The organism is Variovorax sp. P1_G12 (assembly GCF_056405555.1).
Genome location: NZ_JBFUBW010000013.1, coordinates 154,554 through 176,339, shown reverse-complemented (window position 1 = coordinate 176,339; position 21,786 = coordinate 154,554). Strand labels below are relative to the sequence as shown.

The following is a 21,786-nucleotide window of genomic DNA, read 5'->3' as shown; positions in this document are numbered from 1 at the left end:
TTTTTCATTGATTTCCGGCGTGGCCGCCGGCATTTTGAGCATGTCAGACCCGCAAAACACCCCCCTGAACCCCAACACCCTGCAAGGTGAACCCAGCCCCGAGGAACTCGAGGCCGCCCAGGCTGCGAACGAAGCCGACGCGTTGGCCGAGGCCCAGGCCGAGATTGCCGAGCTGAAGTCCAAGAACGCCGACCTGGTCGACCAGTTCCTGCGCGCCCAGGCCGACGTGCAGAACGCCCGCCGCCGGGCCGACGAAGAGATCACCAAGGGCCGCAAGTTCGCCATCGAGGGCTTCGCCGAGAGCCTGCTGCCGGTGCTCGACAGCCTCGAAGCCGGGCTGGCGATCCCCGAGGCGACCGCCGAGCACCTGCGCGAGGGCACCGAAGCCACTCTGCGCCAGCTCAAGAGCGCGCTCGAGCGCAACAAGGTGATCGAGATCGCGCCGCCGGCCGGCGCCAAGTTCGACCCGCACCAGCACCAGGCGATCTCGGTGGTTCCGGCGCCGGGCCAGGAGCCCAACACCATCGCGAGCGTGCTCCAGAAGGGCTACACGATCGCCGACCGCGTGCTGCGCCCGGCCCTGGTGACCGTCAGCAGCCCGAGCTGAAACCAACAAGAAACCCACAGGAAATCCCCGCTTCGTCCCTTGAATCGCAGCGGGTTATCCACAAGTTCACAACAACCTAATTTTCAGAGTCCAGGAGAAACAACATGGCCAAAATCATCGGCATCGACCTCGGCACCACGAACTCGTGCGTGTCGATCATGGAAGGCAACACCACGCGTGTGATCGAGAACTCGGAAGGCGCCCGCACGACGCCCTCGATCGTGGCTTACCAGGAAGACGGCGAAGTGCTGGTCGGTGCCTCTGCCAAGCGCCAGGCGGTCACCAACCCGAAGAACACGATCTATGCCGTCAAGCGCCTGATCGGCCGCAAGTTCGAGGAAAAGGAAGTCCAGAAGGACATCGACCTGATGCCCTACAGCATCACCAAGGCCGACAACGGCGACGCCTGGGTCGAAGTGCGCGGCAAGAAGCTCGCGCCGCAGCAGATCAGCGCCGAAATCCTGCGCAAGATGAAGAAGACCGCCGAAGACTACCTCGGCGAGCCGGTCACCGAGGCCGTGATCACGGTGCCGGCGTACTTCAACGACAGCCAGCGCCAGGCCACCAAGGACGCCGGCCGCATCGCCGGCCTGGACGTCAAGCGCATCATCAACGAGCCGACCGCAGCCGCGCTGGCCTTCGGCCTCGACAAGCACGACAAGGCCGATCGCAAGATCGCCGTGTATGACCTCGGCGGCGGCACCTTCGACATCTCGATCATCGAGATCGCCGACGTGGATGGGGAAAAGCAGTTCGAAGTGCTGTCGACCAACGGCGACACCTTCCTCGGCGGCGAGGACTTCGACCAGCGCATCATCGACTACATCATTTCCGAGTTCAAGAAGGACCAGGGCGTCGACCTGAGCAAGGACGTGCTCGCGCTGCAGCGCCTCAAGGAAGCGGCCGAGAAGGCCAAGATCGAGCTGTCGAACGGCGCCGCCACCGACATCAACCTGCCCTACGTGACGGCCGACGCCTCGGGCCCGAAGCACCTGAACATCAAGCTGTCGCGCGCCAAGCTCGAAAGCCTGGTCGACGAGCTGATCGAGCGCACCATCGCGCCCTGCCGCACCGCCATCAAGGATGCCGGCGTCAGCGTGTCCGACATCAGCGACGTGATCCTGGTCGGCGGCATGACCCGCATGCCCAAGGTGCAGGAAACCGTCAAGGAGTTCTTCGGCAAGGAACCGCGCAAGGACGTGAACCCCGACGAGGCCGTGGCCGTCGGCGCCGCCATTCAAGGCCAGGTGCTGTCGGGCGACCGCAAGGACGTGTTGCTGCTCGACGTCACCCCGCTGTCGCTCGGCATCGAGACCATGGGCGGCGTGATGACCAAGATGATCACCAAGAACACCACGATCCCGACCAAGTTCGCGCAGACCTTCTCGACCGCCGAGGACAACCAGCCGGCCGTGACGATCAAGGTGTTCCAGGGCGAGCGCGAGATCGCCTCGGGCAACAAGCTGCTCGGCGACTTCAACCTCGAAGGCATTCCGCCGGCCTCGCGCGGCACGCCGCAGATCGAGGTCAGCTTCGACATCGACGCCAACGGCATCCTGCACGTCGGCGCCAAGGACAAGGGCACCGGCAAGGAAAACAAGATCACCATCAAGGCGAACTCGGGCCTGTCGGAGGACGAGATCCAGAAGATGGTGAAGGACGCCGAACTCAACGCGGCCGAGGACAAGAAGAAGGTCGAGCTGGCCCAGGCCCGCAACCAGGGCGAAGCCATGGTGCACAGCGTCAAGAAGTCGCTGGGCGAGCACGGCGCCAGCCTGGACGCCGGCGAGAAGGAAAAGATCGAAGCTGCGATCAAGGACGTGGAAGAAGCCCTCAAGGGCGAGGACAAGGCCGCGATCGACGACAAGACCAACACCCTGATGAGCGCCAGCCAGAAGCTCGGCGAGAAGATGTACGCCGACGCCCAGGCCGCCGCGGGCGCCGCCGGCGGCCCGGGCGCTGGCCCGGAAGCTGCAAGCGCCCCGGCGGACGACAACGTGGTCGACGCCGAGGTCAAGGAAGTCAAGAAGGGCTGATCTTCCCGCCCTGAACGAGGCTGGACCCCCTGGCAAGGCGGTCCGGCCTTTTCCGCTTTCTGCCCCCCCGATTTCGCCACCGATTCCCGACCATGGCCACCAAACGCGACTACTACGAAACCCTCGGCGTTCCCAAGAATGCGAGCGAGGAGGAAATCAAGAAGGCTTATCGCAAGCTCGCGATGAAGCATCACCCCGACCGCAACCACGGCGACACCGGCAAGGAGTCCGAGGCCAAGTTCAAGGAGGTCAAGGAAGCCTACGAAATGCTGTCGGACAGCCAGAAACGGGCCGCCTACGACCAGTACGGGCACGCGGGCGTCGACCCCAACATGCGCGGCGGGCCGGGCGCGGAAGGCTTCGGCGGCTTCGCCGAGGCCTTCGGCGACATCTTCGGCGACGTCTTCGGCGGCGCCCGCGGGGGCCGCCAGGGCAGCGGCCGCCAGGTGTTCCGCGGCAGCGACCTGAGCTATGCGATGGAAGTCACGCTCGAGGAAGCGGCCGAGGGCAAGGACGCCCAGATCCGGATCCCGAGCTGGGACGACTGCGGCACCTGCAAGGGCACGGGCGCCAAGCCCGGCACCAAGCCGATCACCTGCACCACCTGCCACGGCCAGGGCGCGGTCCAGATGCGCCAGGGCTTCTTCAGCGTGCAGCAGACCTGCCCGACCTGCCACGGCTCCGGCAAGATCATTCCGGAGCCCTGCGCCACCTGCCACGGCCAGGGCAAGATCAAGAACAACAAGACGCTGGAAGTGAAGATCCCTGCCGGCATCGACGACGGCATGCGCATCCGCAGCACCGGCAACGGCGAGCCCGGCACCAACGGCGGCCCGCCGGGCGATCTTTACATCGAGATCCGCCTCAAGAAGCACGAACTCTTCGAGCGCGACGGCGACGACCTGCACTGCGTGGTGCCGGTCAGCATCACGACGGCCGCGCTCGGCGGCGAGATCAACGTGCCGACCCTGAAGGGCGCGGCCGCGATCGACATCCCCGACGGCACCCAGAGCGGCAAGCAGTTTCGCCTCCGCGGCAAGGGCATCAAGGGGGTGCGTTCCAGCTACCCGGGCGACCTGTACTGCCACGTGCGGGTCGAGACGCCGGTCAAGCTGACCGAGCACCAGCGCAAACTCATGAAAGAGCTCGACGAGTCGCTCAAGAAGGGCGGCGAGAAGCACAGCCCGACCGACAAGGGCTGGTTCGACAAGGCGAAGGAGTTCTTCACCTGAGCGCCGCGTCGGCGGCGCTTGCCGGTCGACCCGGCAGCGATGGATTCCAGGCGGCCTGCGGGCCGCCTTTTTTGTGGGCCGGCGTCGCCGCCAGGCGCGGTCGGCGACGCCGCCCCCTCGGACGTTGAGCCAACACAGATCATGGAGGCCCATGAACAGAACCTGCGGACGCCGACAGCGACCCGGACGGTCCCGTGCACGAAGGCCGGCATCCTCGTACGATGGACCAATGCGGCAAGCGGCGGGTCCGGTTTTCGCCAATTGCTCCCGCTTTCCGCTGGAACTTTTTTACGACGATGAAATTCTTATTTGAAAAGCAATTTGCTCGACGCGCTCTTTGTTCTATGCTTTGAGCAAGTTCCTGCCTGAGGGGTCATTCCAAAGCGTGCACACATCACCTGGCACCATTCCTGCGAACGATGCAACGTGTGCAGCACGGAAACTCCGGGCAGCGCCCCGCTGACTCGATGGAGGTGTCTATGGATGTCATCAGTAACTTCGCCGCTCGGTACGAGCGTACGCGCGAAGAGGTTCTGTCCCTGCAGGACTATCTCGATATTTGCAAGCAGGAACCGATGGCCTACGCCACGGCAGCCGAGCGCATGCTCAAGGCCATCGGAGAACCCGAACTGGTCGACACGCGAAACAACCCCCGCCTGTCGCGCATCTTTGCCAACAAGGTGATCAAGATCTACCCGGCCTTCCGGGAGTTCTACGGCATGGAGGACGCCATCGAGCAGGTGGTGTCGTATTTCCGGCACGGCGCGCAGGGTCTGGAGGAAAGGAAGCAGATCCTCTACCTGCTCGGCCCGGTCGGCGGCGGCAAGAGTTCGATCGCCGAGCGCCTGAAGCAGCTCATGGAGCACGTGCCCTTCTATTCGATCAAGGGTTCGCCGGTCAACGAGACCCCGCTGGGCCTGTTCGACGAAGCCGAGGATGGCGAGATTCTCGAACGGGAATACGGCATCCCCCGGCGCTACCTGCAGCGCGTCCTTTCGCCCTGGGCGGTGAAGCGGCTGGAGGAGTATGGCGGCGACATCCGCAAATTCCAGGTCGTCAAGCGCTACCCCTCCGTGCTGCGCCAGGTCGCGGTCGCCAAGACCGAGCCGGGCGACGAGAACAACCAGGACATCTCCTCGCTGGTCGGCAAGATCGACATCCGCAAGCTGGAAGACTATGCTCAGGACGATCCGGACGCCTATGCCTACTCCGGCGGCCTGTGCCTGGCGAACCAGGGCCTGCTCGAGTTCGTCGAGATGTTCAAGGCGCCGATCAAGGTGCTGCATCCGCTGCTGACCGCCACGCAGGAGGGCAACTTCAAGGGCACCGAAGGCTTCGGCGCCATCCCCTTCGACGGCATCGTGCTCGCGCACAGCAACGAGAGCGAGTGGAAGGCCTTCCGCAACAACAAGAACAACGAGGCCTTCCTCGACCGCATCTACATCGTCAAGGTGCCCTACTGCCTGCGCGTGTCCGAAGAGATCAAGATCTACGAGAAGCTGGTGCGCAATTCGTCGCTCGCGCACGCGCCCTGCGCGCCCGGCACGATGCGCATGATGGCCCAGTTCTCGGTGCTGACGCGCCTGAAGGAACCCGAGAACTCCAGCATCTTCAGCAAGATGCAGGTCTACGACGGCGAGAACCTCAAGGACACCGATCCGAAGGCCAAGTCGATACAGGAGTACCGCGACTACGCCGGTGTCGACGAAGGGATGAGCGGGGTGTCGACGCGTTTCGCGTTCAAGATCATCTCGAAGGTCTTCAACTTCGACAGCAGCGAGGTGGCCGCCAATCCGGTGCACCTGATGTATGTGCTCGAGCAGCAGATCGAGCGCGAGCAGTTCGCGCCCGAGACCGAGCAGAAGTACCTGTCCTACATCAAGGAGCTGATGGCGCCGCGCTATGCGGAGTTCATCGGCAAGGAGATCCAGACCGCCTACCTCGAGAGCTATTCGGAGTACGGCCAGAACATCTTCGATCGCTACGTGACCTACGCCGACTACTGGATACAGGACCAGGAGTACCGCGACCAGGACACCGGCGAGGTGTTCGACCGCGGCTCGCTCAATGCCGAGCTCGAGAAGATCGAGAAGCCCGCGGGCATCAGTAACCCGAAGGACTTCCGCAACGAGATCGTCAACTTCGTGCTGCGCGCGCGCGCCGGCAACGCGGGCAAGAACCCGCTGTGGACCAGCTACGAGAAGCTGCGCACCGTGATCGAGAAGAAGATGTTCTCGAACACCGAAGAACTGCTGCCGGTCATCAGCTTCAATGCCAAGAGCAGCGCCGACGAGATGAAGAAGCACGAGGACTTCGTCAACCGCATGGTCCACAAGGGCTATACGGCCAAGCAGGTTCGCCTGCTGTGCGAGTGGTATTTGCGCGTTCGCAAGAGCTCATGATGAGCTGAAGGAGATCCGGCCGTGGCCATGCTGCAGCAGATCATCGACCGCCGGTTGTCGGGCAAGAACAAGTCCATTGGCAACCGCGAGCGTTTCCTGCGGCGCTATCGCGAGCAGATCGGCGAGGCCGTGCGCCGTGCGGTCAGCGGCCGCGGCATCCGCGACCTCGAACAGGGCGAGGACATCACGCTGCCCAAGCGCGACGTGTCCGAGCCGGTGTTCGGCCACGGCCAGGGCGGTGACCGCGAGTACGTGCATCCGGGGAACAAGGAGTACATCAAGGGCGACCGCATCGAACGTCCGCAGGGCGGCGGCGGCTCGGGCAGCGGCTCGCAGGCCGGCGACGGCGAAGGGGGCGAGGACGACTTCGTCTTCCGCCTGACCAAGGAAGAGTTCATGCGGGTGTTCTTCGAGGACCTCGCCCTGCCCCACCTGATCCGCACGCAGCTGGCCGAGGTGCCCGAGTGGAAGAGCCACCGCGCCGGCTTCGTGAGCGACGGCAGTCCGAGCAACCTGCACGTGGTGCGCTCGATGCGCGGCGCGCTGGCCCGGCGGATCGCGCTCGGCGGGGATGCGCGGCGCGAGATCCGCGAGCTCGAGGCCCATCTGCTGCACCTGCAGCGCAGCCCGCGCGCCACGGACGCACTGATCCAGCGCGAGATCCGCGAGACCGAGGCCAAGCTCGAGGAGCTGCGCGCCAAGGCCAAGCACGTGCCCTTTCTCGACCCGATCGACCTGCGCTACCGCAACCGCGTCAAGGTGCCGATCCCGTCGGCCAAGGCCGTCATGTTCTGCCTGATGGACGTCTCGGGCTCGATGGACGAGGCGCGCAAGGACATGTCCAAGCGATTCTTCATGCTGCTCTACATGTTCCTGACGCGGCACTACGAGAAGATCGACCTGGTCTTCATCCGCCATCACACGCAGGCCTCGGAAGTCACCGAGGACGAGTTCTTCCATGCCACCGAGACCGGCGGCACCGTGGTCTCCAGCGCACTGACGCTGATGCTCGACATCGTGCGCGCGCGCTATCCCAGCGGCGAGTGGAACATCTACGGCGCGCAGGCCAGCGACGGCGACAACTGGCATCAGGACAGCGGCCGCTGCCGCGAGCTTCTGAGCGATCACCTGCTGCCGCTGGTGCGCTACTACGCCTACGTGCAGGTGGCCGAGGCCGAGCAGAACATGTGGGAGGAATACAGCCAGCTGGTCGACGCCCACAAGAACTTCGCAATGCGCAAGGTGAGCGACGCGCAGGACATCTATCCGGTGTTCCGCGACCTGTTCAAGAAAGAAAGAGGTGCGGCGTGAACGACAAGACACGGACGCCCTTGCCCAGTCCCTCCGACTGGACCTTCGAGCTGATCGAGCAGTACCACACCGAGATCGCGCGGGTGGCGCGCGGCTACAAGCTGGACACCTACCCCAACCAGCTCGAGATCATCACGGCCGAGCAGATGATGGACGCCTATGCCTCGGTCGGCATGCCGGTCATCTACCGCCACTGGTCCTACGGCAAGCAGTTCATCGCCACCGAAAAGAACTACCGGCGCGGCCACATGGGCCTGGCCTACGAGATCGTGATCAACTCCGATCCCTGCATCGCCTACCTGATGGAAGAGAACACCATGGCCATGCAGGCCCTGGTGATCGCCCACGCGGCCTATGGCCACAACAGCTTCTTCAAGGGCAACTACCTGTTCAAGATGTGGACCGATGCCTCGTCCATCATCGACTACCTGGTCTACGCCCGGAAATTCATCTCCGAATGCGAGGAGCACCACGGCGTGTCGGCGGTCGAGGACCTGCTCGATTCCTGCCACGCGCTGATGAACCATGGCGTCGATCGCTACCGCAGGCCGCAGCGGCTGTCGCTGAGCCAGGAGCAGGCGCGGCGCGAGGAGCGCGAGCACCACCTGCAGCAGCAGGTCAACGACCTCTGGCGCACCCTGCCGCGCAAGAGCGGCCGTAGCGCGGAAGATGAAGAGGCCTCGAAGCGCTTCCCGTCCGAGCCCCAGGAGAACTTGCTCTACTTCATCGAGAAAAATGCACCATTGCTGGAGCCCTGGCAACGCGAAGTGGTGCGCATCGTGCGCAAGATCGGGCAGTACTTCTATCCGCAGCGCCAGACGCAGGTGATGAATGAAGGCTGGGCCACCTTCTGGCACTACACCCTGCTCAATACGCTCTACGACGAAGGCCTGCTGGCCGACGGCTTCATGATGGAATGGCTGCAGTCGCATACCAACGTGGTGTTCCAGCCGCCGATCGGCCATCGCGCCTACAGCGGGATCAATCCGTATGCGCTGGGCTTCGCGATGTTCACCGACCTCAGGCGCATCTGCGAGAAGCCGACCGAGGAAGACCGGCGCTGGTTCCCCGACCTAGCGGATTCCGACTGGGTCGCGTCGCTCGACTATGCGATGCGCAATTTCAAGGACGAGAGTTTCATCGGCCAGTTCCTGTCGCCCAAGCTGATGCGCGACTTCCGCTTCTTCACCGTCAGCGACAAGGAGAGCGAGTCCGAACTCGAGGTGTCGGCGATCCATGACGACAGCGGCTACCGGCAGGTGCGCGAATCGCTGTCTCGCCAGTACGACCTGAACCATCGCGAACCCAACATCCAGGTGTGGAGCGTGAACCTGCGCGGCGACCGCTCGTTGACGCTGCGCCACACGCAGCACAACAACCGGCCGCTGCACGACGATTCGAACGAGGTGCTCAAGCACGTGGCCCGGCTATGGGGCTTCGACGTCCATCTCGAGAGCGTCGACAGCCAGGGGCGGATCAATCACCGCAAAGTGCCCGGACCGCAGACAGCCTAGCTGGAGGTGAGCCCGATCTCCGCGCGGGCCGTCAATGCCAGCTCGCGCGCATGGCAACCTTCGACGTGGTCGTTGACCAGCCCCATGGCCTGCATGAAGGCATACACGGTGGTCGGGCCGACGAAACTCCAGCCGCGCTTTTTCAGGTCCTTGGACATCGCGATCGATTCGGGCGATGTCGTCATGGCCCTCAACGCCTCGTGCGTGATGCGCTTCGGACGCAAGGCCGGATCGGGCTCGAAGCCCCACGCATAGGCAGCCAGCGAGCCGAACTCGGCGCGCAGCTCGATGACCCGCCGGGCGTTGTTGATGGCCGACTCGATCTTGCCGCGATGGCGCACGATGCCGGCATCGGCGAGCAGCCGCTCGACGTCCTTCGGACCGAAGCGCGCCATGCGCTCGGCATCGAACTCCGCGAAGCCGCGCCTGAAGGCCTCGCGCTTGTTGAGGATGGTGAGCCAGCTCAGGCCGGCCTGGAAGCCTTCGAGGCACAGCTTCTCGAACAGACGACGCTCATCGGTGACCGGGAAGCCCCATTCGCTGTCGTGGTAGTCGCGGTAGACCTGCGTCGATTCGCACCAGCGGCAGCGCCAGGCGCCATCCGCGCCTTCGAACAGGCCGGCTCGCTCGCGCGTCACGCCGCGCTCACGCGCACCAGCGCCTCGATCGCGAGCGGATAGCCCTTGACGCCGAGTCCGACGATGATTCCCCGCGCTGCCGGAGAGATGTACGAGTGATGGCGGAACTCCTCGCGGGCATGCACGTTGGAGATGTGCAGTTCGATCAGCGGCACGCTCGCACCCTTGATCGCATCGTGCAGGGCAATGGAGGTATGGGTGTAGGCCCCGGGGTTCATCACCACGCCGAGCATGCGCCCGGCCGCGATCTCGCGCCCGGCCTCGTGGATCCAGTCGATCAACTGGCCCTCGTGGTTGGACTGGCGGCATTCGATTTCGACGCCGAGCGTGGCGCCGGTTTCCTGGCACATGCGCTCGACGTCGGCCAGCGTCTCGTAGCCGTATTGCGCGGGCTCGCGGGTGCCGAGCAGGTTGAGATTCGGGCCGTTGAGGACAAGGACTTTCTTCATGACATGGCGCTCCAATTGGCAGGCATCTTATAGTGCCCGGTTCCTGAACCGAATCCGCAAGTCCCATGAAAACCAAAGCCGCCGTCGCCTGGAAATCCGGAGCCCCGCTGACCATCGAAACCGTCGACCTCGAAGGGCCGAAGTTCGGCGAGGTGCTGGTCGAGATCAAGGCCACGGGCATCTGCCATACCGACTACTACACGCTCTCGGGCGCCGACCCCGAAGGCATCTTCCCGGCCATCCTCGGCCACGAGGGCGCGGGCATCGTGGTGGACGTCGGCCCCGGCGTGACGACCCTCAAGAAGGGCGACCACGTCATCCCGCTCTACACGCCCGAATGCCGCCAGTGCAAGTTCTGCCTGAGCCGCAAGACCAACCTGTGCCAGCTGATCCGCGGCACCCAGGGCAAGGGCCTGATGCCCGACGCCACCAGCCGCTTCAGCCTCGACGGCAAGCCGATCTTCCATTACATGGGAACCAGCACCTTCAGCAACTACACGGTAGCCCCCGAGATCTCGCTGGCCAAGATCCGCGAGGACGCGCCCTTCGACAAGGTCTGCTACATCGGCTGCGGCGTGACCACCGGCATCGGCGCGGTGATCTTCACGGCCAAGGTCGAGGCCGGCGCCAACGTGGTCGTCTTCGGCCTGGGCGGCATCGGCCTGAACGTGATCCAGGGCGCGAAGATGGTGGGCGCCGACAAGATCATCGGCGTCGACCTGAACCCCGAACGCGAGGCGATGGCGCGCAAGTTCGGCATGACGCACTTCATCAACCCGAAGGACACGCCGAACGTGGTCGATGCCATCGTGCAGCTGACCGACGGCGGCGCCGACTACAGCTTCGAGTGCATCGGCAACACCCAGGTGATGCGCCAGGCGCTCGAATGCACGCACAAGGGCTGGGGCCGCAGCATCATCATCGGCGTGGCCGAGGCGGGCGCCGAGATCAGCACGCGGCCGTTCCAGCTCGTCACCGGCCGCAAGTGGGAAGGCTCGGCCTTCGGCGGCGCGCGCGGGCGCACCGACGTGCCGAAGATCGTCGACTGGTACATGGAGAACAAGATCAACATCGACGACCTGATCACGCACACCATGCCGCTCGAGGACATCAACAAGGGCTTCGACCTGATGAAGCGCGGAGAGTCCATCCGCGGGGTGGTGATCTACTAACCCCCCAGGTTGGGCTCACTGCGTGTAGCCCGCCCACCCCCTTTCAGGGGGCGATACCGGCGGCCCGGCGAAGCCGGATCCGCGGTATCCCTGGAAGGAAACCGTGTCTAGGAGCTTCGATGGAATTCATGCAACCCCTGCGAACGATCGAAGCTGGCGTGCTCGAGACCGCGTATGTCGAGGCCGGGCCGTCCGACGGCCCGCCGGTGCTGCTGATGCACGGCTTTCCTTACGACATCCACAGCTACGCCGAGGTCGCGCCGATGCTGGCCGCGGCGGGCTGCAGGGTCATCGTGCCCTACCTGCGCGGCTACGGCGCCACGCGCTTCCTGAGCGATTCCACACCCCGTTCGGGCGAACAGGCGGCCCTGGGCGCCGACCTTCTCGCGCTGCTCGATGCGCTGGCGATCCCGCGTGCCGTGCTGGCGGGCTACGACTGGGGTGGGCGCGCGGCCTGCGTGGTGGCGGCGCTGTGGCCCGAGCGCTGCGCCGGGCTGGTCTCGTTCAACAGCTACAACATCCAGGACATCGCACAGGCGATGCGGCCCGAAGTCGCAGAGAACGAGCATCGGCTCTGGTACCAGTACTACTTCCACAGCGAACGCGGACACGCCGGGCTGGCGGCCGACCGGCGCGGCATCGCGCGCTTGCTGTGGCGGCTCTGGTCGCCGACCTGGACCTTCGATGACGCGACCTTCGAGCGCAGCGCCGCCGCCTTCGACCACCCCGACTTCGTCGAGGTGGTGATCCACTCGTACCGCCACCGCTTCGGGCTGGTGCCGGGCGATCCGGGCTGTGCGACCATCGAGGCCCGGCTGGCCGCGCAACCGCCGATCCGCGTGCCGTCCATCACTTTCGACGGCGCCGACGACGGCGTGCGTCCCGCGAGCGATGCATCGGCGCATGCCCACCGCTTCACCGGCCCCCGCTCGCACCGCATCGTGCCCGGCGTGGGCCACAACATGCCGCAGGAGGCGCCGCGCGTGTTCGCCGATGCGGTGCTCGAACTCATCCCCCCATCGAAGACATGACAGACAGCCCCAAGGTCCTTTCCGAACACCGCTGCTTCGGCGGCACACAACGCTTCCTCGAACACGACTCGCGCGAGATCGGGCTGCCGATGCGCTTCTCGGTCTTCCTGCCGCCGCGAGCAGCGCGCGGGCCGGTGCCGGCGGTGCTGTACCTCGCCGGCCTGACCTGCAACGAAGAGACCTTCATGGTCAAGGCCGGCGCCCAGCGGCTGGCGGCCGAACTCGGCCTGGCGCTGATCGCACCCGACACCAGTCCGCGCGGGCCCGGCGCCGAGGACCTCGAGGGTGCGACCGCGAGTTGGGATTTCGGCATCGGCGCCGGCTTCTACCTCGACGCCACCGAGGCGCCCTGGGCAGCGCACTGGCGCATGGAAAGCTGGCTGATCCGCGAGCTGCTGCCGCTGGTCGCGAGAAGCCAGCCGGTGGACGGCGAGCGCCTCGGCGTCTTCGGCCATTCGATGGGCGGCCATGGCGCGCTGACGCTCGCGCTGCGCCATCCGGGCCGCTTCAAGTCGCTCTCGGCCCTGGCGCCGATTTGCGCGCCGACGCAGTGTCCCTGGGGCGAGAAGGCGTTCAACGGCTACCTCGGCGCCGATCGCAGCCGGTGGCTGGCGCACGACGCCAGCGCCCTGATGCAATCGCAATCCGTGGCACCCTTCCCCGAAGGCATCCTGGTCGACCAGGGCCTGGCCGACAAATTCCTCGCCGAGCAGCTCCACCCGCATCTGTTCGAGGCCGCCTGCGCGAGCGCCGGCCAGCCGCTCACGCTGCGCCGCCACGAAGGCTACGACCACGGCTACTACTTCATCCAGAGCGTCGTTGCGGACCACCTGGCGCATCACGGCAGAAGCCTGCTGCAGGCTTGAAGACGCCATAACAGCCCAACAGACCTTTCGAATGAACGACAAGCTCCCCCCGATCCCCGAACGTGAACAGATCGCCCTGCTCGAGCCTTTCGAGGGCCTGGGCCTGGGGGACATCCGCGTGGTCGCCACAGCGCAGGACGCGGAGGCCGCCACGGCGGCGCTGCTGGCCAGCCGCGTGGTCGGCTTCGACACCGAGTCCAAGCCGACCTTCGCCAAGTTCGAAGTCTCGGGCGGACCGCATGTGGTCCAGTTCGCGACCCGCGACCAGGCCTGGCTGTTCCAGCTGCATCGCACCGAGTTCCACGGCGCGCTGGCCGCGCTGCTGGGCTCGGCCGAACTGATCAAGGCCGGCTTCGGCCTGTCGACCGACCTGAGCCTGATCCGGCAGCGCTTCGGCGTCGAGCCGCAGGCCGTGCTCGACCTCGACACCGAGTTCCGCCGCCGCGGCTACCGCAAGTCGGTCGGCGTGAAGACCGCCGTGGCGCTGGTGTTCGACCGCCGCTTCGTCAAGTCGCGCAAGGCCACGACCTCGAACTGGGCCAACCGGCAGCTGACCGACGCGCAGCTGCGTTATGCGGCCAACGACGCATATGCAGCGATCCGGGTCTTCGACGCGCTGGGGTTAAGCACTCCCCCAGGTTGACTCACTTCGTGTAGTCGCCCACCCCCTTCCGGGGGCGGCCCGGCAAAGCCGGTTCCGCGGTATCCCTGACGAATGCCGGGAAGCATCGGACGCATTCACCCTCACAGCAACGCTCGCACGCGCGCCACCAGCTCGGGCATCGGCGCCGTGGCGTCCACCTCCAGCACGCCGGGTTCGCCGACCGGGGATTCCAGCGTCGCGAACTGGTTGGCGACCAGGCTGGCCGGAAACATGTGCGCGCCGGCGCGCGCCGCCACGCGACGCTCGGCCTCCTCGCGCGTCAGCGCCATGAAGACGAAGCGCAGGCCCGGAACAGCGGAGCGCAATCGCTCGCGGTAGTCGCGCTTGAGGGCCGAACAGGTCAGCACCGCCCCACCCCGGTGACGCGCCATTTCAAGGCCCAGCGCGGTGAGCCAGCCTGCACGGTCGGCGTCGGTGAGCGCAATTCCGGCTCGCATCTTGGCAACGCTTTCGGGCGAATGGAAGTCATCGCCTTCGATCAGCGGCAGTTCCATGTCCCGCGCCAACGCGGCCCCGAGGCTGGACTTGCCGCAACCGGAAACCCCCATCACCACCCACCAGGGCGTCGTCGCTGGGGGGGGAACGCAATTTTTTGCCATTCACTGCATTGTGTAACCAAGTCGACCCATCCCGCTAGAACAGACTGCCCTGCCCCGCCGCGCCAGGTGGCCGGAACGCGCCGAGGTCGAGCGCGATGCGCTCGCGGTTGAAGCCGATGCGCCGGGTCGCCTTCTCGAAACGCTGGCGGATCAGGTCGGCCCACAGCCCGCTGCCCTTCATGCGGGTCGCGAAGTCGGCATCGTAGTCCTTGCCGCCGCGCATCTCGCGGATGCGCGCCATGATGCGGTCCGCGCGCTGCGGGTAGTGCAGCTCGAGCCATTGCTTGAACAGCGGCGCCACCTCCCACGGGAGCCGGATGACCGTATAGAAAGCGCAACGCGCTCCCGCCTCCCAGGCGGCCTCCAGCACCTGTTCCATGTCCTCGGTGACGAAGGGAATCTGCGGCGCCACGCTGACGCCGACCGGCACGCCCGCATCGGCCAGCGTGCGCAGGGTGCGCAGCCGCCGGTGCGGCGCGGCGGCGCGCGGCTCGAGCTTGCGCGCCAGCTCGCCGTCGAGCGTGGTGATCGTGACGTAGACCGCCGCCAACCGGTCGGCCGCCATCGGCGCGATCAGGTCGAGGTCGCGCTCGACCGCGCTCGATTTGGTGACCAGGCCGAAGGGATGGCGGGTTTCCTTCAGCAGTTCGATGACCGAACGCGTGAGCCGCAGCTCGCGCTCGATCGGCTGGTAGCAGTCGGTGGCGGTGCCGATCGCGATCTGGCTGGGACGATAGCCCCTGCGGCCGAGTTCGCTGCGGAGCACCTCGGCGATGTTGCGCTTGGCGATGAGCTTGGTCTCGAAATCGAGGCCGGGCGAGAGATTGAGGTAGCTGTGCGTGGGCCGCGCGAAGCAGTAGATGCAGCCGTGCTCGCAGCCGCGGTAGGGATTGAGCGATCGATCGAAGGGGATGTCGGGCGAATCGTTGTCGCTCAGCACCGACTTCACGTCCTCGAAGCGGACCTCGGTCGCCAGCGGCGGCAGGCCCTCGGACTCGGCCTCGCCTTCTTCCAGCGTGCCCCAGCCGTCGTCGAAGGCATCGCGAACGTCGCGCTCGAAGCGGTGCGGCAGGCGCGTGGCCGCGCCGCGGCCCTTGAGGGCATGCACGGGGATGAAGGTGTCGGCCATGGGGCGATCCGCATACTGTATGAAATCACAGTATTTCACCTTTTTACTCGAGATGCGGCAACCGGTTGTTAAGTTTCCGGCGCGGTGCAGCGCTAAGCTTGTCACTCTCATCGAGCCGCTCATGCCCCGCCGTCCCGAAAACCTCTACCCGCAGTACCACGCCCACATCTATTTCGGTCCCGGCACGGTCGCCCAGGCGCGCAAGATCGCCGAGGACGCGGGGCACGAACTGCTGGTCGTGGTCGGCCGGGTGCACGAGCGCCTGGTCGGCCCGCACCCGCACTGGAGCTGCCAGATCGCCTTCGATGCCGCCGAGTTCGACGAGGTCGTCGCGTGGCTGGACGGCCACCGCGGAGGCCTGGACGTGTTCGTGCACGGCGTCACCGGCAACGACTACCTGGACCACACCGCGCACGCCATGTGGCTCGGCAACGAGTCGCCGCTCGACCTGCGCATGTTCAGCCGCCCGGGCGGCTGAACCCCGCAGCGATCGGGCCTCAGAACTCGGCGTCGAGCTCGTCGATCTCGTCGGGCTCCTGCTTCGCCGCCTTGATCCATTCCTGCATCGCCGGCAGTTCCATGATGCGCTTGCAATAGCCGGCGCAGGCGGCGTCCAGCGTGACGTCGTAGGTGATGAAGCGCGTCACCACCGGCGCGTACATCGCGTCCGCCATGCACGGCTGCTTGCCGAACAGGTAGGGGCCGCCATGGGCCTGGAGGCATTCGCGCCAGATCGCGACCACGCGGTCGATGTCGGTCTGGGCGCGCGACCAGATCTTGAAGTTCGGGAACCGGGCCTTGATGTTCATCGGCAGCGAACTGCGCAACGAGCTGAAGCCGGAATGCATCTCGCCGCAGATCGCCCGGCAGATCGCCCGGGCCTCGGCATCGGCGGGCAGCAGCCCGGCCTTGGGCTTGATCTCGTGGAGGTACTCGCCGATCGCGAGCGTGTCCCAGACCTTGATGCGGCCGTGCTGCAGCGAGGGCACCAGCATCGAGGCCGACAGCAGCAGCATCTCGGCCTTCATGGCCGGATCGTCCGGCGGGATCACCTTCTCGCTGAAATCCAGCCCCGCAAGCCGGCACATCAACCAGCCGCGCAGCGACCACGCACCGTAGTTCTTGCTGCTGATGGTGAGGACGGGTTTGGCCATGGGGACGCTCCTGGGCTGCCGGATCGGCTCTGCGGGTGTGCAAGCCCCATGCCAGAACAGTGCACCGCGGCGGCTTGGCCCGCAACTTGCCTGCACTCCAGGCATGCTGTACCGGGCCTACCAAACACACACCGACCTGCTCTCGCCGTCCCGGCTCGCAGCCCAGTACCTCGGCAGCGGCGCGTGGCAGGCCCCTTCGGACCGCGGCGCCCGCCGCCGGATCGCGGCGGCCATGGAGGTCTATGCCCACATGCGGCTGACCCACACGCGGCCGGACTACGGCATCCAGAGCGTGGTGTGCGAGGGCGAGGAAGTCCCGGTGCACGAAGAGGTGGCGCTGGTCGCGCCCTTCGGCACGCTGCTGCACTTCCGCAAGAACACCAAGGCGGTGCAGCCCAAGGTGCTGCTGGCCGCACCACTGTCGGGCCATTTCGCGACACTGCTGCGCGAAACGGTGCGCACCCTGCTGCGCGACCACGACGTGTACCTGACCGACTGGCACAACGCGCGCGACGTGCCGCTGTGGAACGGCGGCTTCGGCCTGGACGACTACACGCTGCAGATCGTGAGTTTTCTCGAGGCGATCGGCCCCGGCGCCCACATGGTGGCGGTCTGCCAACCTTGCGTGGCGGCCCTGGCGGCCACCGCGCTGATGGCGGAAGACGGCCACCCGGCCTCGCCGCTGAGCCTGACCCTGATGGCCGGACCGGTCGACTGCCGCATCAACCCGACGGCCGTGAACAAGCTGGCGACCGACCGCCCGATCGGCTGGTTCGAACGCAACCTGATCAGCCGCGTGCCCTGGCCGCACGCCGGTGTGATGCGGCGCGTCTATCCGGGCTTCCTGCAGCTCAGCGCCTTCATGAGCATGAATCCGGACCGCCACAAGGAACAGTTCAGGAAGCTCTATCACCACCTGGTCGAAGGCGAACTCGAGCAGGCGGCCACGATCCGCGATTTCTACGACGAGTACCTGGCGGTCAACGACCTGCCGGCCGAGTTCTACCTGGAGACGGTGGCGCGCGTGTTCCAGACCTACGACCTGCCGCGCGGCGAGCTGACCGTCGGCGAGCGCAAGGTCGATCCGTCGGCGATCCGCCGCACCGCCTTGATGACCGTGGAAGGCGAACGCGACGACATCTGCGCGGTCGGCCAGACCGTGGCGGCCCAGGACCTCTGCCCGAGCATCCGCCCCTACCTCAAGACCCATCACCTGCAGGCCGGCGTCGGCCACTACGGCGTCTTCAGCGGCAGCAAGTGGAACGCCCAGATCTACCCCCGCGTGCGCGAGATGATCCACACGGCGCAAGAGCTGCACTAGGCCGGCGTCACCAGGGCGTGCCGCAGATGCGCGATCAGCGCCTGCGACACCACGTTGCGCATCGGCCCGGGCAGGTAGACCAGCACCACGCGGCGCTCGATGTGCGGCTTCACGAGCGGGAGCACCACCAGTTCATCGTCGCGAAGCGACGAGGTGTAGAGCTTCGGCATCAGGCCGAGCGCCAGCCCGCCGCGCACCAGGGCGTAGAGCGTTTCCGAATAGCTCACGCGATAGGGCTCCGAACCCTGCGCGAACTGGGCGCGGGCCGGGTCGCCGAGCGCCGGCATGCTGCCGCTCTCGAACAGCACCAGGCGCTCGCCGCCGATGGCCTCCCAGTCAGCCTCGCCAAGCGCGGCCAGCGGATGGTCGCGCCGCACCACCAGCACCAGCGGATCGCGGAACAGGTCCACGCAGTCCAGCCCGCCCGGCGGCTCGGTGATGGCCGCCACGGCCAGGTCGAGCCGGCCGCTGCGCACTTCGGCCAGCAGGGTGTTCGACGGCGCGTCGCGCCAGGCGAACTCGATGCCGGGCGGTGCATCACCGCCGATGAACCCGGCCACCGCCGTCGCGACGCGGGCGCTGGCCGAAGGGATCACGCCGATGCGCACGAAAGCGCGTCCGCGCTGCACCGTGCTCTCGATATCGCGCAACGCGACCTCGAAAGTATTGACCAGGTAGTCGGTGCGCGCCAGCACCTCGGCGCCGACCGGCGTGAGCTCGAGCCGGTGCGTCGAACGGGTCAGCAGCTCGGCACCGAGGAGCTTCTCCATCTGCTTGATGGCGTTGCTCAGGGCCGGCTGGGTGATCGCCAGCCTGCGCGCGGCGCGGCCGAACTGGCCCTCCTGCACCAGCACCGAGAAGCACTGGAGCTGGCGAAGCGTCAATGCACGCAGGGGCAAGGAACTCATCGCTTGGTTATCAATTGAATGAATGAAATTATAGGAATTCAAAATTTTCCTTATTTCATCACCCTCCCTAGACTGGCCTGCATGAGCACTGCCGTCGCAACGCCTGGCGCCCTGGAGCCCTTCCTGCGAGCGATCCCGAAGGTCGAATTGCACTGCCATCTGTTCGGCACGGTCCGGCACGGCACCTTCGCGGACCTCAACCGCCGGGCCGGTTCGCCGCTGGCCGACGACGAGATCGAGGGCTTCTACACCCGGGGCGAGAAGCCGGTCGGCGTGCTGCGGGTGCTGCGCGCGCTCGATGCCCAGCTGGTGCGCAGCGCCGACGACCTGCATCGGCTCACCTTCGAATACCTGCAGGACGCGGCGTCGCACAACGTCCGCTACAGCGAGTTCTTCTGGAACCCGACGGGCACCGTGCACGCATCGGGCATCGGCTACCGGAAAGCGCAGGATGCGATCGTCAACGCCATCCATGACGCGCAACGAGAGTTCGGCATCGTCGGCCGGCTGATCGCGGCGATCGATCGCGAAGCCAGTCCCGAGGCGGCCGTCGAGATGGTGCGATGGGTCACGCAGAGCCGGTGCGAGGAAGTGATCGGCATCGGCATCGACTACCGCGAGGTCGATCGGCCGCCCGAGCTCTTTCTCGAGGCCTACCGCGACGCCCGGCGCGCCGGCCTCAAGACCACCGCGCACGCCGGCGAGTTCGGCATGCCCTGGACCAACGTGCGCACCGCCCTCGATCTGCTGCAGGTCGACCGCATCGACCACGGCTACACCGTGGTCGACCAGCCCGGGTTCGCGCGCGAATGCGCCGAGCGCGGCGTGCTGTTCACCGTGGTGCCGACCAACTCCTACTACCTGCGCACCCTGCCGCCGGAACGCTGGGCGCTCGACCACCCGATCCGCCGCATGCCGGGGCTGGGCCTGCGGATCCACCCGAACACCGACGACCCGACCCTGCACAAGGTCACGCCCACCGGGGCGTGGCTGATGATGGTGCGCGACTTCGGTTTCGGCCTGGACGACCTGCGCGGCTTCATGCACAACGGACTCGACGGCGCCTGGATCGATGATTCCTTGCGCCGCCACTGGCGCAGCCAATGGAGCGCCGAGTTCGATGCGCTGCGGGCCCTCCTTCCACAAGAACCCACCACGCTGAACCCATGAACACCCCGATCCCGAAACCCTTGCTGCTGGCCTCGATGCTGATCGCGGCCCTGCCCGGCGCCGCCTTCGCACAGCCCTCCGCCTGGCCCGGCGCCAAGCCGATCACGCTGATCGTTCCCTATTCGGCGGGCGGCAGCGTGGACTTCAACGCACGGCTGGTCGCAACCAGGCTCGGCGAACGCCTCAAGCAGTCGGTCGTGATCGAGAACGTGACCGGCGCGGGCGGCGCCATCGGGGTCGCCAAGGCGGTGAATGCGGCGCCGGACGGCTACACCCTGGTCGCAGGCCCGGACAGCGCGATCGCGATCGGAAAGTTGATCAACCCCGCTGCCTTCAAGTTCGACCCGCTGAAGGACCTGGCGCCGGTGGGCATGCTGAACACCGCGCCCATGGTGCTGGTCGCCCGGCCGGGCCTGCCGGTGAAGGACTTCGCCGACTTCGTCAAGCTCGCGAAGGCCGCGCCCGGCAAGTACAACTACGCCACCTCGGGCGTCGGCACCGTGCTGCAGCTGGCGATGGAACTGCTGAAGGAGCGCACCGGCATCTTCGTCACCCACGTGCCCTACCGCGGCGGTGCCCAGATCGCGACCGACGTGATCGGCAACCAGGTCGACCTCGCGATGCTGGTCAGCACCAGCGCCATCCCGCATGTGAGCGGCAACCGGCTGAAGGCGCTCGGCGTGACGGGCGGCCAGCGGCTCGACGCGCTGCCGCAGGTGTCCACCTTCAACGAGATGCCGGGCCTGAAGGGCTACTCGATGGTGAGCTGGACCGGCATCTTCGCGCCGGCCGGAACGCCGGCGCCGATCGTGAGCCGCCTCAACCAGGAACTCAACGCCGTGCTCAAGGACCCCGAAGTGCGCGCCAAGCTGCAGGAGCAAGGCGCCATCCCCGGCAGCGGCTCGCCCGAGGAGCTCGCCCAGTTCGTCAAATCGGAATACGCCCGCAACCAAAAAATCGTGCAAGCCGCCAACATCAAGGAGTAGGCAGCAGGCCCCCGGCCGGCGCAGCCAGGCCCGTTGGTGAAACACCGCGGAACCGGCTCCGCCGGGCCGCTGGTGTTGCCCCCGGTAGGGGGTGGGCGCCCGGACACGAAGTGCCGGGCAACCTGGGGGGGAGCTACTCTGTTTCGGGCCAGTCGCGAATGTAGGCCTTGAGCATCTTGTTCTCGAAGTTCTGGCTGTCGACCACCGCCTTGGCGACGTCGTAGAAGCTGATCACGCCCATCAGCATGCGCTTGTCCATCACGGGCATGTAGCGCGCGTGGCGCTCGAGCATGATGCGGCGGATCTCGTCGAGGTCGGTTTCGAGGGTGCAGGTCACGGGATGGTCGTCCATCGCCTTGCGCACCAGGGTTCCGCCGACCTGGCCGCCGTTGGCGACGATGGCGACGATCACTTCGCGGAAGGTGAGCATGCCGACCAGGTCGCCGTGCTCCATGACCACCAGCGAGCCGATGTCCTTGTCGGCCATGACGTCGACCGCGCTAGCCAGGGGCTCGTCGGGCGTGACCGTGAAGAGCGTGTTGCCCTTCACTCGCAGGATGTCGCTGACTTTCATGTAATTGCTCCTCACTTGCTCGG

At 66.3% G+C, this 21,786-nt stretch carries 21 protein-coding genes; 14 read left to right on the top strand and 7 right to left on the bottom strand.

Annotated elements, in window-relative coordinates; all coding sequences use genetic code 11:
- Positions 1 to 40: 40 nt before the first annotated feature.
- The 6 genes from grpE (at position 41) to AC1D2O_RS17235 (ending at position 9,102) form a co-directional block, all read left to right on the top strand.
- Positions 41 to 607: a nucleotide exchange factor GrpE gene (grpE, locus tag AC1D2O_RS17260; RefSeq protein WP_478089963.1), complete on the top strand. Its 567-nt coding sequence runs from the start codon at positions 41 to 43 to the stop codon at positions 605 to 607.
- A 104-nt stretch (positions 608 to 711) separates the two neighbouring features.
- A complete protein-coding gene (gene dnaK, locus AC1D2O_RS17255; RefSeq protein ID WP_478157580.1) occupies positions 712 to 2,643 on the top strand; it encodes a molecular chaperone DnaK in 1,932 nt (643 codons plus the stop codon).
- Positions 2,644 to 2,735: 92 nt separating this feature from the next.
- Complete coding sequence (gene dnaJ, locus AC1D2O_RS17250) at positions 2,736 to 3,875, top strand: molecular chaperone DnaJ (protein WP_478157578.1); 1,140 nt, start codon at positions 2,736 to 2,738, stop codon at positions 3,873 to 3,875.
- A 479-nt stretch (positions 3,876 to 4,354) separates the two neighbouring features.
- Positions 4,355 to 6,277 carry a PrkA family serine protein kinase gene (locus AC1D2O_RS17245; protein WP_478157576.1) on the top strand — a complete coding sequence of 641 codons (1,923 nt, stop codon included), beginning with the start codon at positions 4,355 to 4,357 and terminating at the stop codon, positions 6,275 to 6,277.
- Positions 6,278 to 6,304: 27 nt separating this feature from the next.
- Positions 6,305 to 7,588: a YeaH/YhbH family protein gene (locus AC1D2O_RS17240; RefSeq protein WP_478157596.1), complete on the top strand. Its 1,284-nt coding sequence runs from the start codon at positions 6,305 to 6,307 to the stop codon at positions 7,586 to 7,588.
- Positions 7,585 to 9,102 (top strand): SpoVR family protein, encoded by a 1,518-nt coding sequence (locus AC1D2O_RS17235; RefSeq protein ID WP_478157574.1) that lies wholly within the window; start codon positions 7,585 to 7,587, stop codon positions 9,100 to 9,102. Before AC1D2O_RS17240 ends, AC1D2O_RS17235 begins: the two co-directional genes overlap by 4 nt.
- Here the strand turns inward: AC1D2O_RS17235 and AC1D2O_RS17230 are convergent.
- Positions 9,099 to 9,740, bottom strand: coding sequence for a DNA-3-methyladenine glycosylase I (locus AC1D2O_RS17230; RefSeq protein ID WP_478090437.1), 642 nt, complete (start codon positions 9,738 to 9,740; stop codon positions 9,099 to 9,101). The genes AC1D2O_RS17235 and AC1D2O_RS17230 overlap by 4 nt on opposite strands.
- Entirely contained in the window at positions 9,737 to 10,189 is a 453-nt protein-coding gene (gene aroQ / locus AC1D2O_RS17225) for a type II 3-dehydroquinate dehydratase (RefSeq protein ID WP_478090436.1), read from the bottom strand. The genes AC1D2O_RS17230 and aroQ overlap by 4 nt, the downstream gene beginning before the upstream one ends.
- A gap of 65 nt (positions 10,190 to 10,254) precedes the next feature.
- Between aroQ and AC1D2O_RS17220 the strand changes: the two genes are divergently transcribed.
- The 4 genes from AC1D2O_RS17220 (at position 10,255) to AC1D2O_RS17205 (ending at position 13,901) form a co-directional block, all read left to right on the top strand.
- Complete coding sequence (locus AC1D2O_RS17220) at positions 10,255 to 11,361, top strand: S-(hydroxymethyl)glutathione dehydrogenase/class III alcohol dehydrogenase (RefSeq protein ID WP_478090435.1); 1,107 nt, start codon at positions 10,255 to 10,257, stop codon at positions 11,359 to 11,361.
- Between the two features lie 119 nt (positions 11,362 to 11,480).
- Positions 11,481 to 12,392 (top strand): alpha/beta fold hydrolase, encoded by a 912-nt coding sequence (locus AC1D2O_RS17215; protein WP_478090434.1) that lies wholly within the window; start codon positions 11,481 to 11,483, stop codon positions 12,390 to 12,392.
- The gene (gene fghA, locus AC1D2O_RS17210) at positions 12,389 to 13,258 is read left to right on the top strand and encodes an S-formylglutathione hydrolase (RefSeq protein ID WP_478090433.1); all 870 of its coding nucleotides are present in this window, start codon (positions 12,389 to 12,391) and stop codon (positions 13,256 to 13,258) included. Before AC1D2O_RS17215 ends, fghA begins: the two co-directional genes overlap by 4 nt.
- Positions 13,259 to 13,289: 31 nt before the next feature.
- Entirely contained in the window at positions 13,290 to 13,901 is a 612-nt protein-coding gene (locus tag AC1D2O_RS17205) for a 3'-5' exonuclease (protein WP_478090432.1), read from the top strand.
- Between the two features lie 101 nt (positions 13,902 to 14,002).
- Here the strand turns inward: AC1D2O_RS17205 and AC1D2O_RS17200 are convergent, their stop codons facing one another.
- On the bottom strand, positions 14,003 to 14,470 hold the full coding sequence (locus AC1D2O_RS17200) for a gluconokinase (RefSeq protein ID WP_478090431.1): 468 nt from the start codon (positions 14,468 to 14,470) through the stop codon (positions 14,003 to 14,005).
- 85 nt (positions 14,471 to 14,555) lie between these two features.
- Positions 14,556 to 15,650, bottom strand: a complete 1,095-nt coding sequence (locus tag AC1D2O_RS17195) for a PA0069 family radical SAM protein (RefSeq protein WP_478090430.1) — start codon at positions 15,648 to 15,650, stop codon at positions 14,556 to 14,558.
- A 121-nt stretch (positions 15,651 to 15,771) separates the two neighbouring features.
- On the opposite strand from AC1D2O_RS17195, the gene AC1D2O_RS17190 reads away from it, so the two are divergent.
- Entirely contained in the window at positions 15,772 to 16,128 is a 357-nt protein-coding gene (locus AC1D2O_RS17190) for a DOPA 4,5-dioxygenase family protein (RefSeq protein ID WP_478090429.1), read from the top strand.
- Between the two features lie 19 nt (positions 16,129 to 16,147).
- Here AC1D2O_RS17190 and AC1D2O_RS17185 read toward each other — a convergent pair whose 3' ends face one another.
- Entirely contained in the window at positions 16,148 to 16,804 is a 657-nt protein-coding gene (locus tag AC1D2O_RS17185) for a glutathione S-transferase (protein ID WP_478157572.1), read from the bottom strand.
- 103 nt (positions 16,805 to 16,907) lie between these two features.
- Between AC1D2O_RS17185 and AC1D2O_RS17180 the strand changes: the two genes are divergently transcribed.
- Positions 16,908 to 18,125, top strand: a complete 1,218-nt coding sequence (locus tag AC1D2O_RS17180; RefSeq protein ID WP_478090427.1) for a polyhydroxyalkanoate depolymerase — start codon at positions 16,908 to 16,910, stop codon at positions 18,123 to 18,125.
- Here AC1D2O_RS17180 and AC1D2O_RS17175 read toward each other — a convergent pair.
- Positions 18,122 to 19,033: a LysR family transcriptional regulator gene (locus tag AC1D2O_RS17175; protein WP_478090426.1), complete on the bottom strand. Its 912-nt coding sequence runs from the start codon at positions 19,031 to 19,033 to the stop codon at positions 18,122 to 18,124. The genes AC1D2O_RS17180 and AC1D2O_RS17175 overlap by 4 nt on opposite strands.
- Positions 19,034 to 19,114: 81 nt before the next feature.
- On the opposite strand from AC1D2O_RS17175, the gene AC1D2O_RS17170 reads away from it, so the two are divergent.
- Both AC1D2O_RS17170 and AC1D2O_RS17165 read left to right on the top strand, forming a co-directional pair.
- Positions 19,115 to 20,203 (top strand): adenosine deaminase family protein, encoded by a 1,089-nt coding sequence (locus tag AC1D2O_RS17170; RefSeq protein WP_478157571.1) that lies wholly within the window; start codon positions 19,115 to 19,117, stop codon positions 20,201 to 20,203.
- Positions 20,200 to 21,189, top strand: coding sequence for a Bug family tripartite tricarboxylate transporter substrate binding protein (locus tag AC1D2O_RS17165; RefSeq protein ID WP_478095064.1), 990 nt, complete (start codon positions 20,200 to 20,202; stop codon positions 21,187 to 21,189). Before AC1D2O_RS17170 ends, AC1D2O_RS17165 begins: the two co-directional genes overlap by 4 nt.
- 133 nt (positions 21,190 to 21,322) lie before the next feature.
- Here AC1D2O_RS17165 and AC1D2O_RS17160 read toward each other — a convergent pair whose 3' ends face one another.
- Positions 21,323 to 21,763 carry a CBS domain-containing protein gene (locus tag AC1D2O_RS17160; protein ID WP_442281601.1) on the bottom strand — a complete coding sequence of 147 codons (441 nt, stop codon included), beginning with the start codon at positions 21,761 to 21,763 and terminating at the stop codon, positions 21,323 to 21,325.
- Between the last annotated feature and the right edge of the window lie 23 nt (positions 21,764 to 21,786).

Excerpts from the sequence above, each read along its gene's own strand:
- AC1D2O_RS17175 (WP_478090426.1), bottom strand. The coding sequence starts at position 19,033 with ATGAGTTCCTTGCCCCTGCGTGCATTGACGCTTCGCCAGCTCCAGTGC.
- AC1D2O_RS17190 (WP_478090429.1), top strand. The coding sequence starts at position 15,772 with ATGCCCCGCCGTCCCGAAAACCTCTACCCGCAGTACCACGCCCACATC.
- aroQ (WP_478090436.1), bottom strand. The coding sequence starts at position 10,189 with ATGAAGAAAGTCCTTGTCCTCAACGGCCCGAATCTCAACCTGCTCGGC.
- AC1D2O_RS17215 (WP_478090434.1), top strand. The coding sequence starts at position 11,481 with ATGGAATTCATGCAACCCCTGCGAACGATCGAAGCTGGCGTGCTCGAG.
- AC1D2O_RS17160 (WP_442281601.1), bottom strand. The coding sequence starts at position 21,763 with ATGAAAGTCAGCGACATCCTGCGAGTGAAGGGCAACACGCTCTTCACG.
- AC1D2O_RS17185 (WP_478157572.1), bottom strand. The coding sequence starts at position 16,804 with ATGGCCAAACCCGTCCTCACCATCAGCAGCAAGAACTACGGTGCGTGG.
- AC1D2O_RS17170 (WP_478157571.1), top strand. The coding sequence starts at position 19,115 with ATGAGCACTGCCGTCGCAACGCCTGGCGCCCTGGAGCCCTTCCTGCGA.
- dnaK (WP_478157580.1), top strand. The coding sequence starts at position 712 with ATGGCCAAAATCATCGGCATCGACCTCGGCACCACGAACTCGTGCGTG.
- AC1D2O_RS17195 (WP_478090430.1), bottom strand. The coding sequence starts at position 15,650 with ATGGCCGACACCTTCATCCCCGTGCATGCCCTCAAGGGCCGCGGCGCG.
- AC1D2O_RS17220 (WP_478090435.1), top strand. The coding sequence starts at position 10,255 with ATGAAAACCAAAGCCGCCGTCGCCTGGAAATCCGGAGCCCCGCTGACC.
- AC1D2O_RS17180 (WP_478090427.1), top strand. The coding sequence starts at position 16,908 with ATGCTGTACCGGGCCTACCAAACACACACCGACCTGCTCTCGCCGTCC.
- AC1D2O_RS17200 (WP_478090431.1), bottom strand. The coding sequence starts at position 14,470 with ATGGGGGTTTCCGGTTGCGGCAAGTCCAGCCTCGGGGCCGCGTTGGCG.
- fghA (WP_478090433.1), top strand. The coding sequence starts at position 12,389 with ATGACAGACAGCCCCAAGGTCCTTTCCGAACACCGCTGCTTCGGCGGC.
- AC1D2O_RS17245 (WP_478157576.1), top strand. The coding sequence starts at position 4,355 with ATGGATGTCATCAGTAACTTCGCCGCTCGGTACGAGCGTACGCGCGAA.
- AC1D2O_RS17240 (WP_478157596.1), top strand. The coding sequence starts at position 6,305 with ATGCTGCAGCAGATCATCGACCGCCGGTTGTCGGGCAAGAACAAGTCC.
- grpE (WP_478089963.1), top strand. The coding sequence starts at position 41 with ATGTCAGACCCGCAAAACACCCCCCTGAACCCCAACACCCTGCAAGGT.
- AC1D2O_RS17205 (WP_478090432.1), top strand. The coding sequence starts at position 13,290 with ATGAACGACAAGCTCCCCCCGATCCCCGAACGTGAACAGATCGCCCTG.
- dnaJ (WP_478157578.1), top strand. The coding sequence starts at position 2,736 with ATGGCCACCAAACGCGACTACTACGAAACCCTCGGCGTTCCCAAGAAT.
- AC1D2O_RS17165 (WP_478095064.1), top strand. The coding sequence starts at position 20,200 with ATGAACACCCCGATCCCGAAACCCTTGCTGCTGGCCTCGATGCTGATC.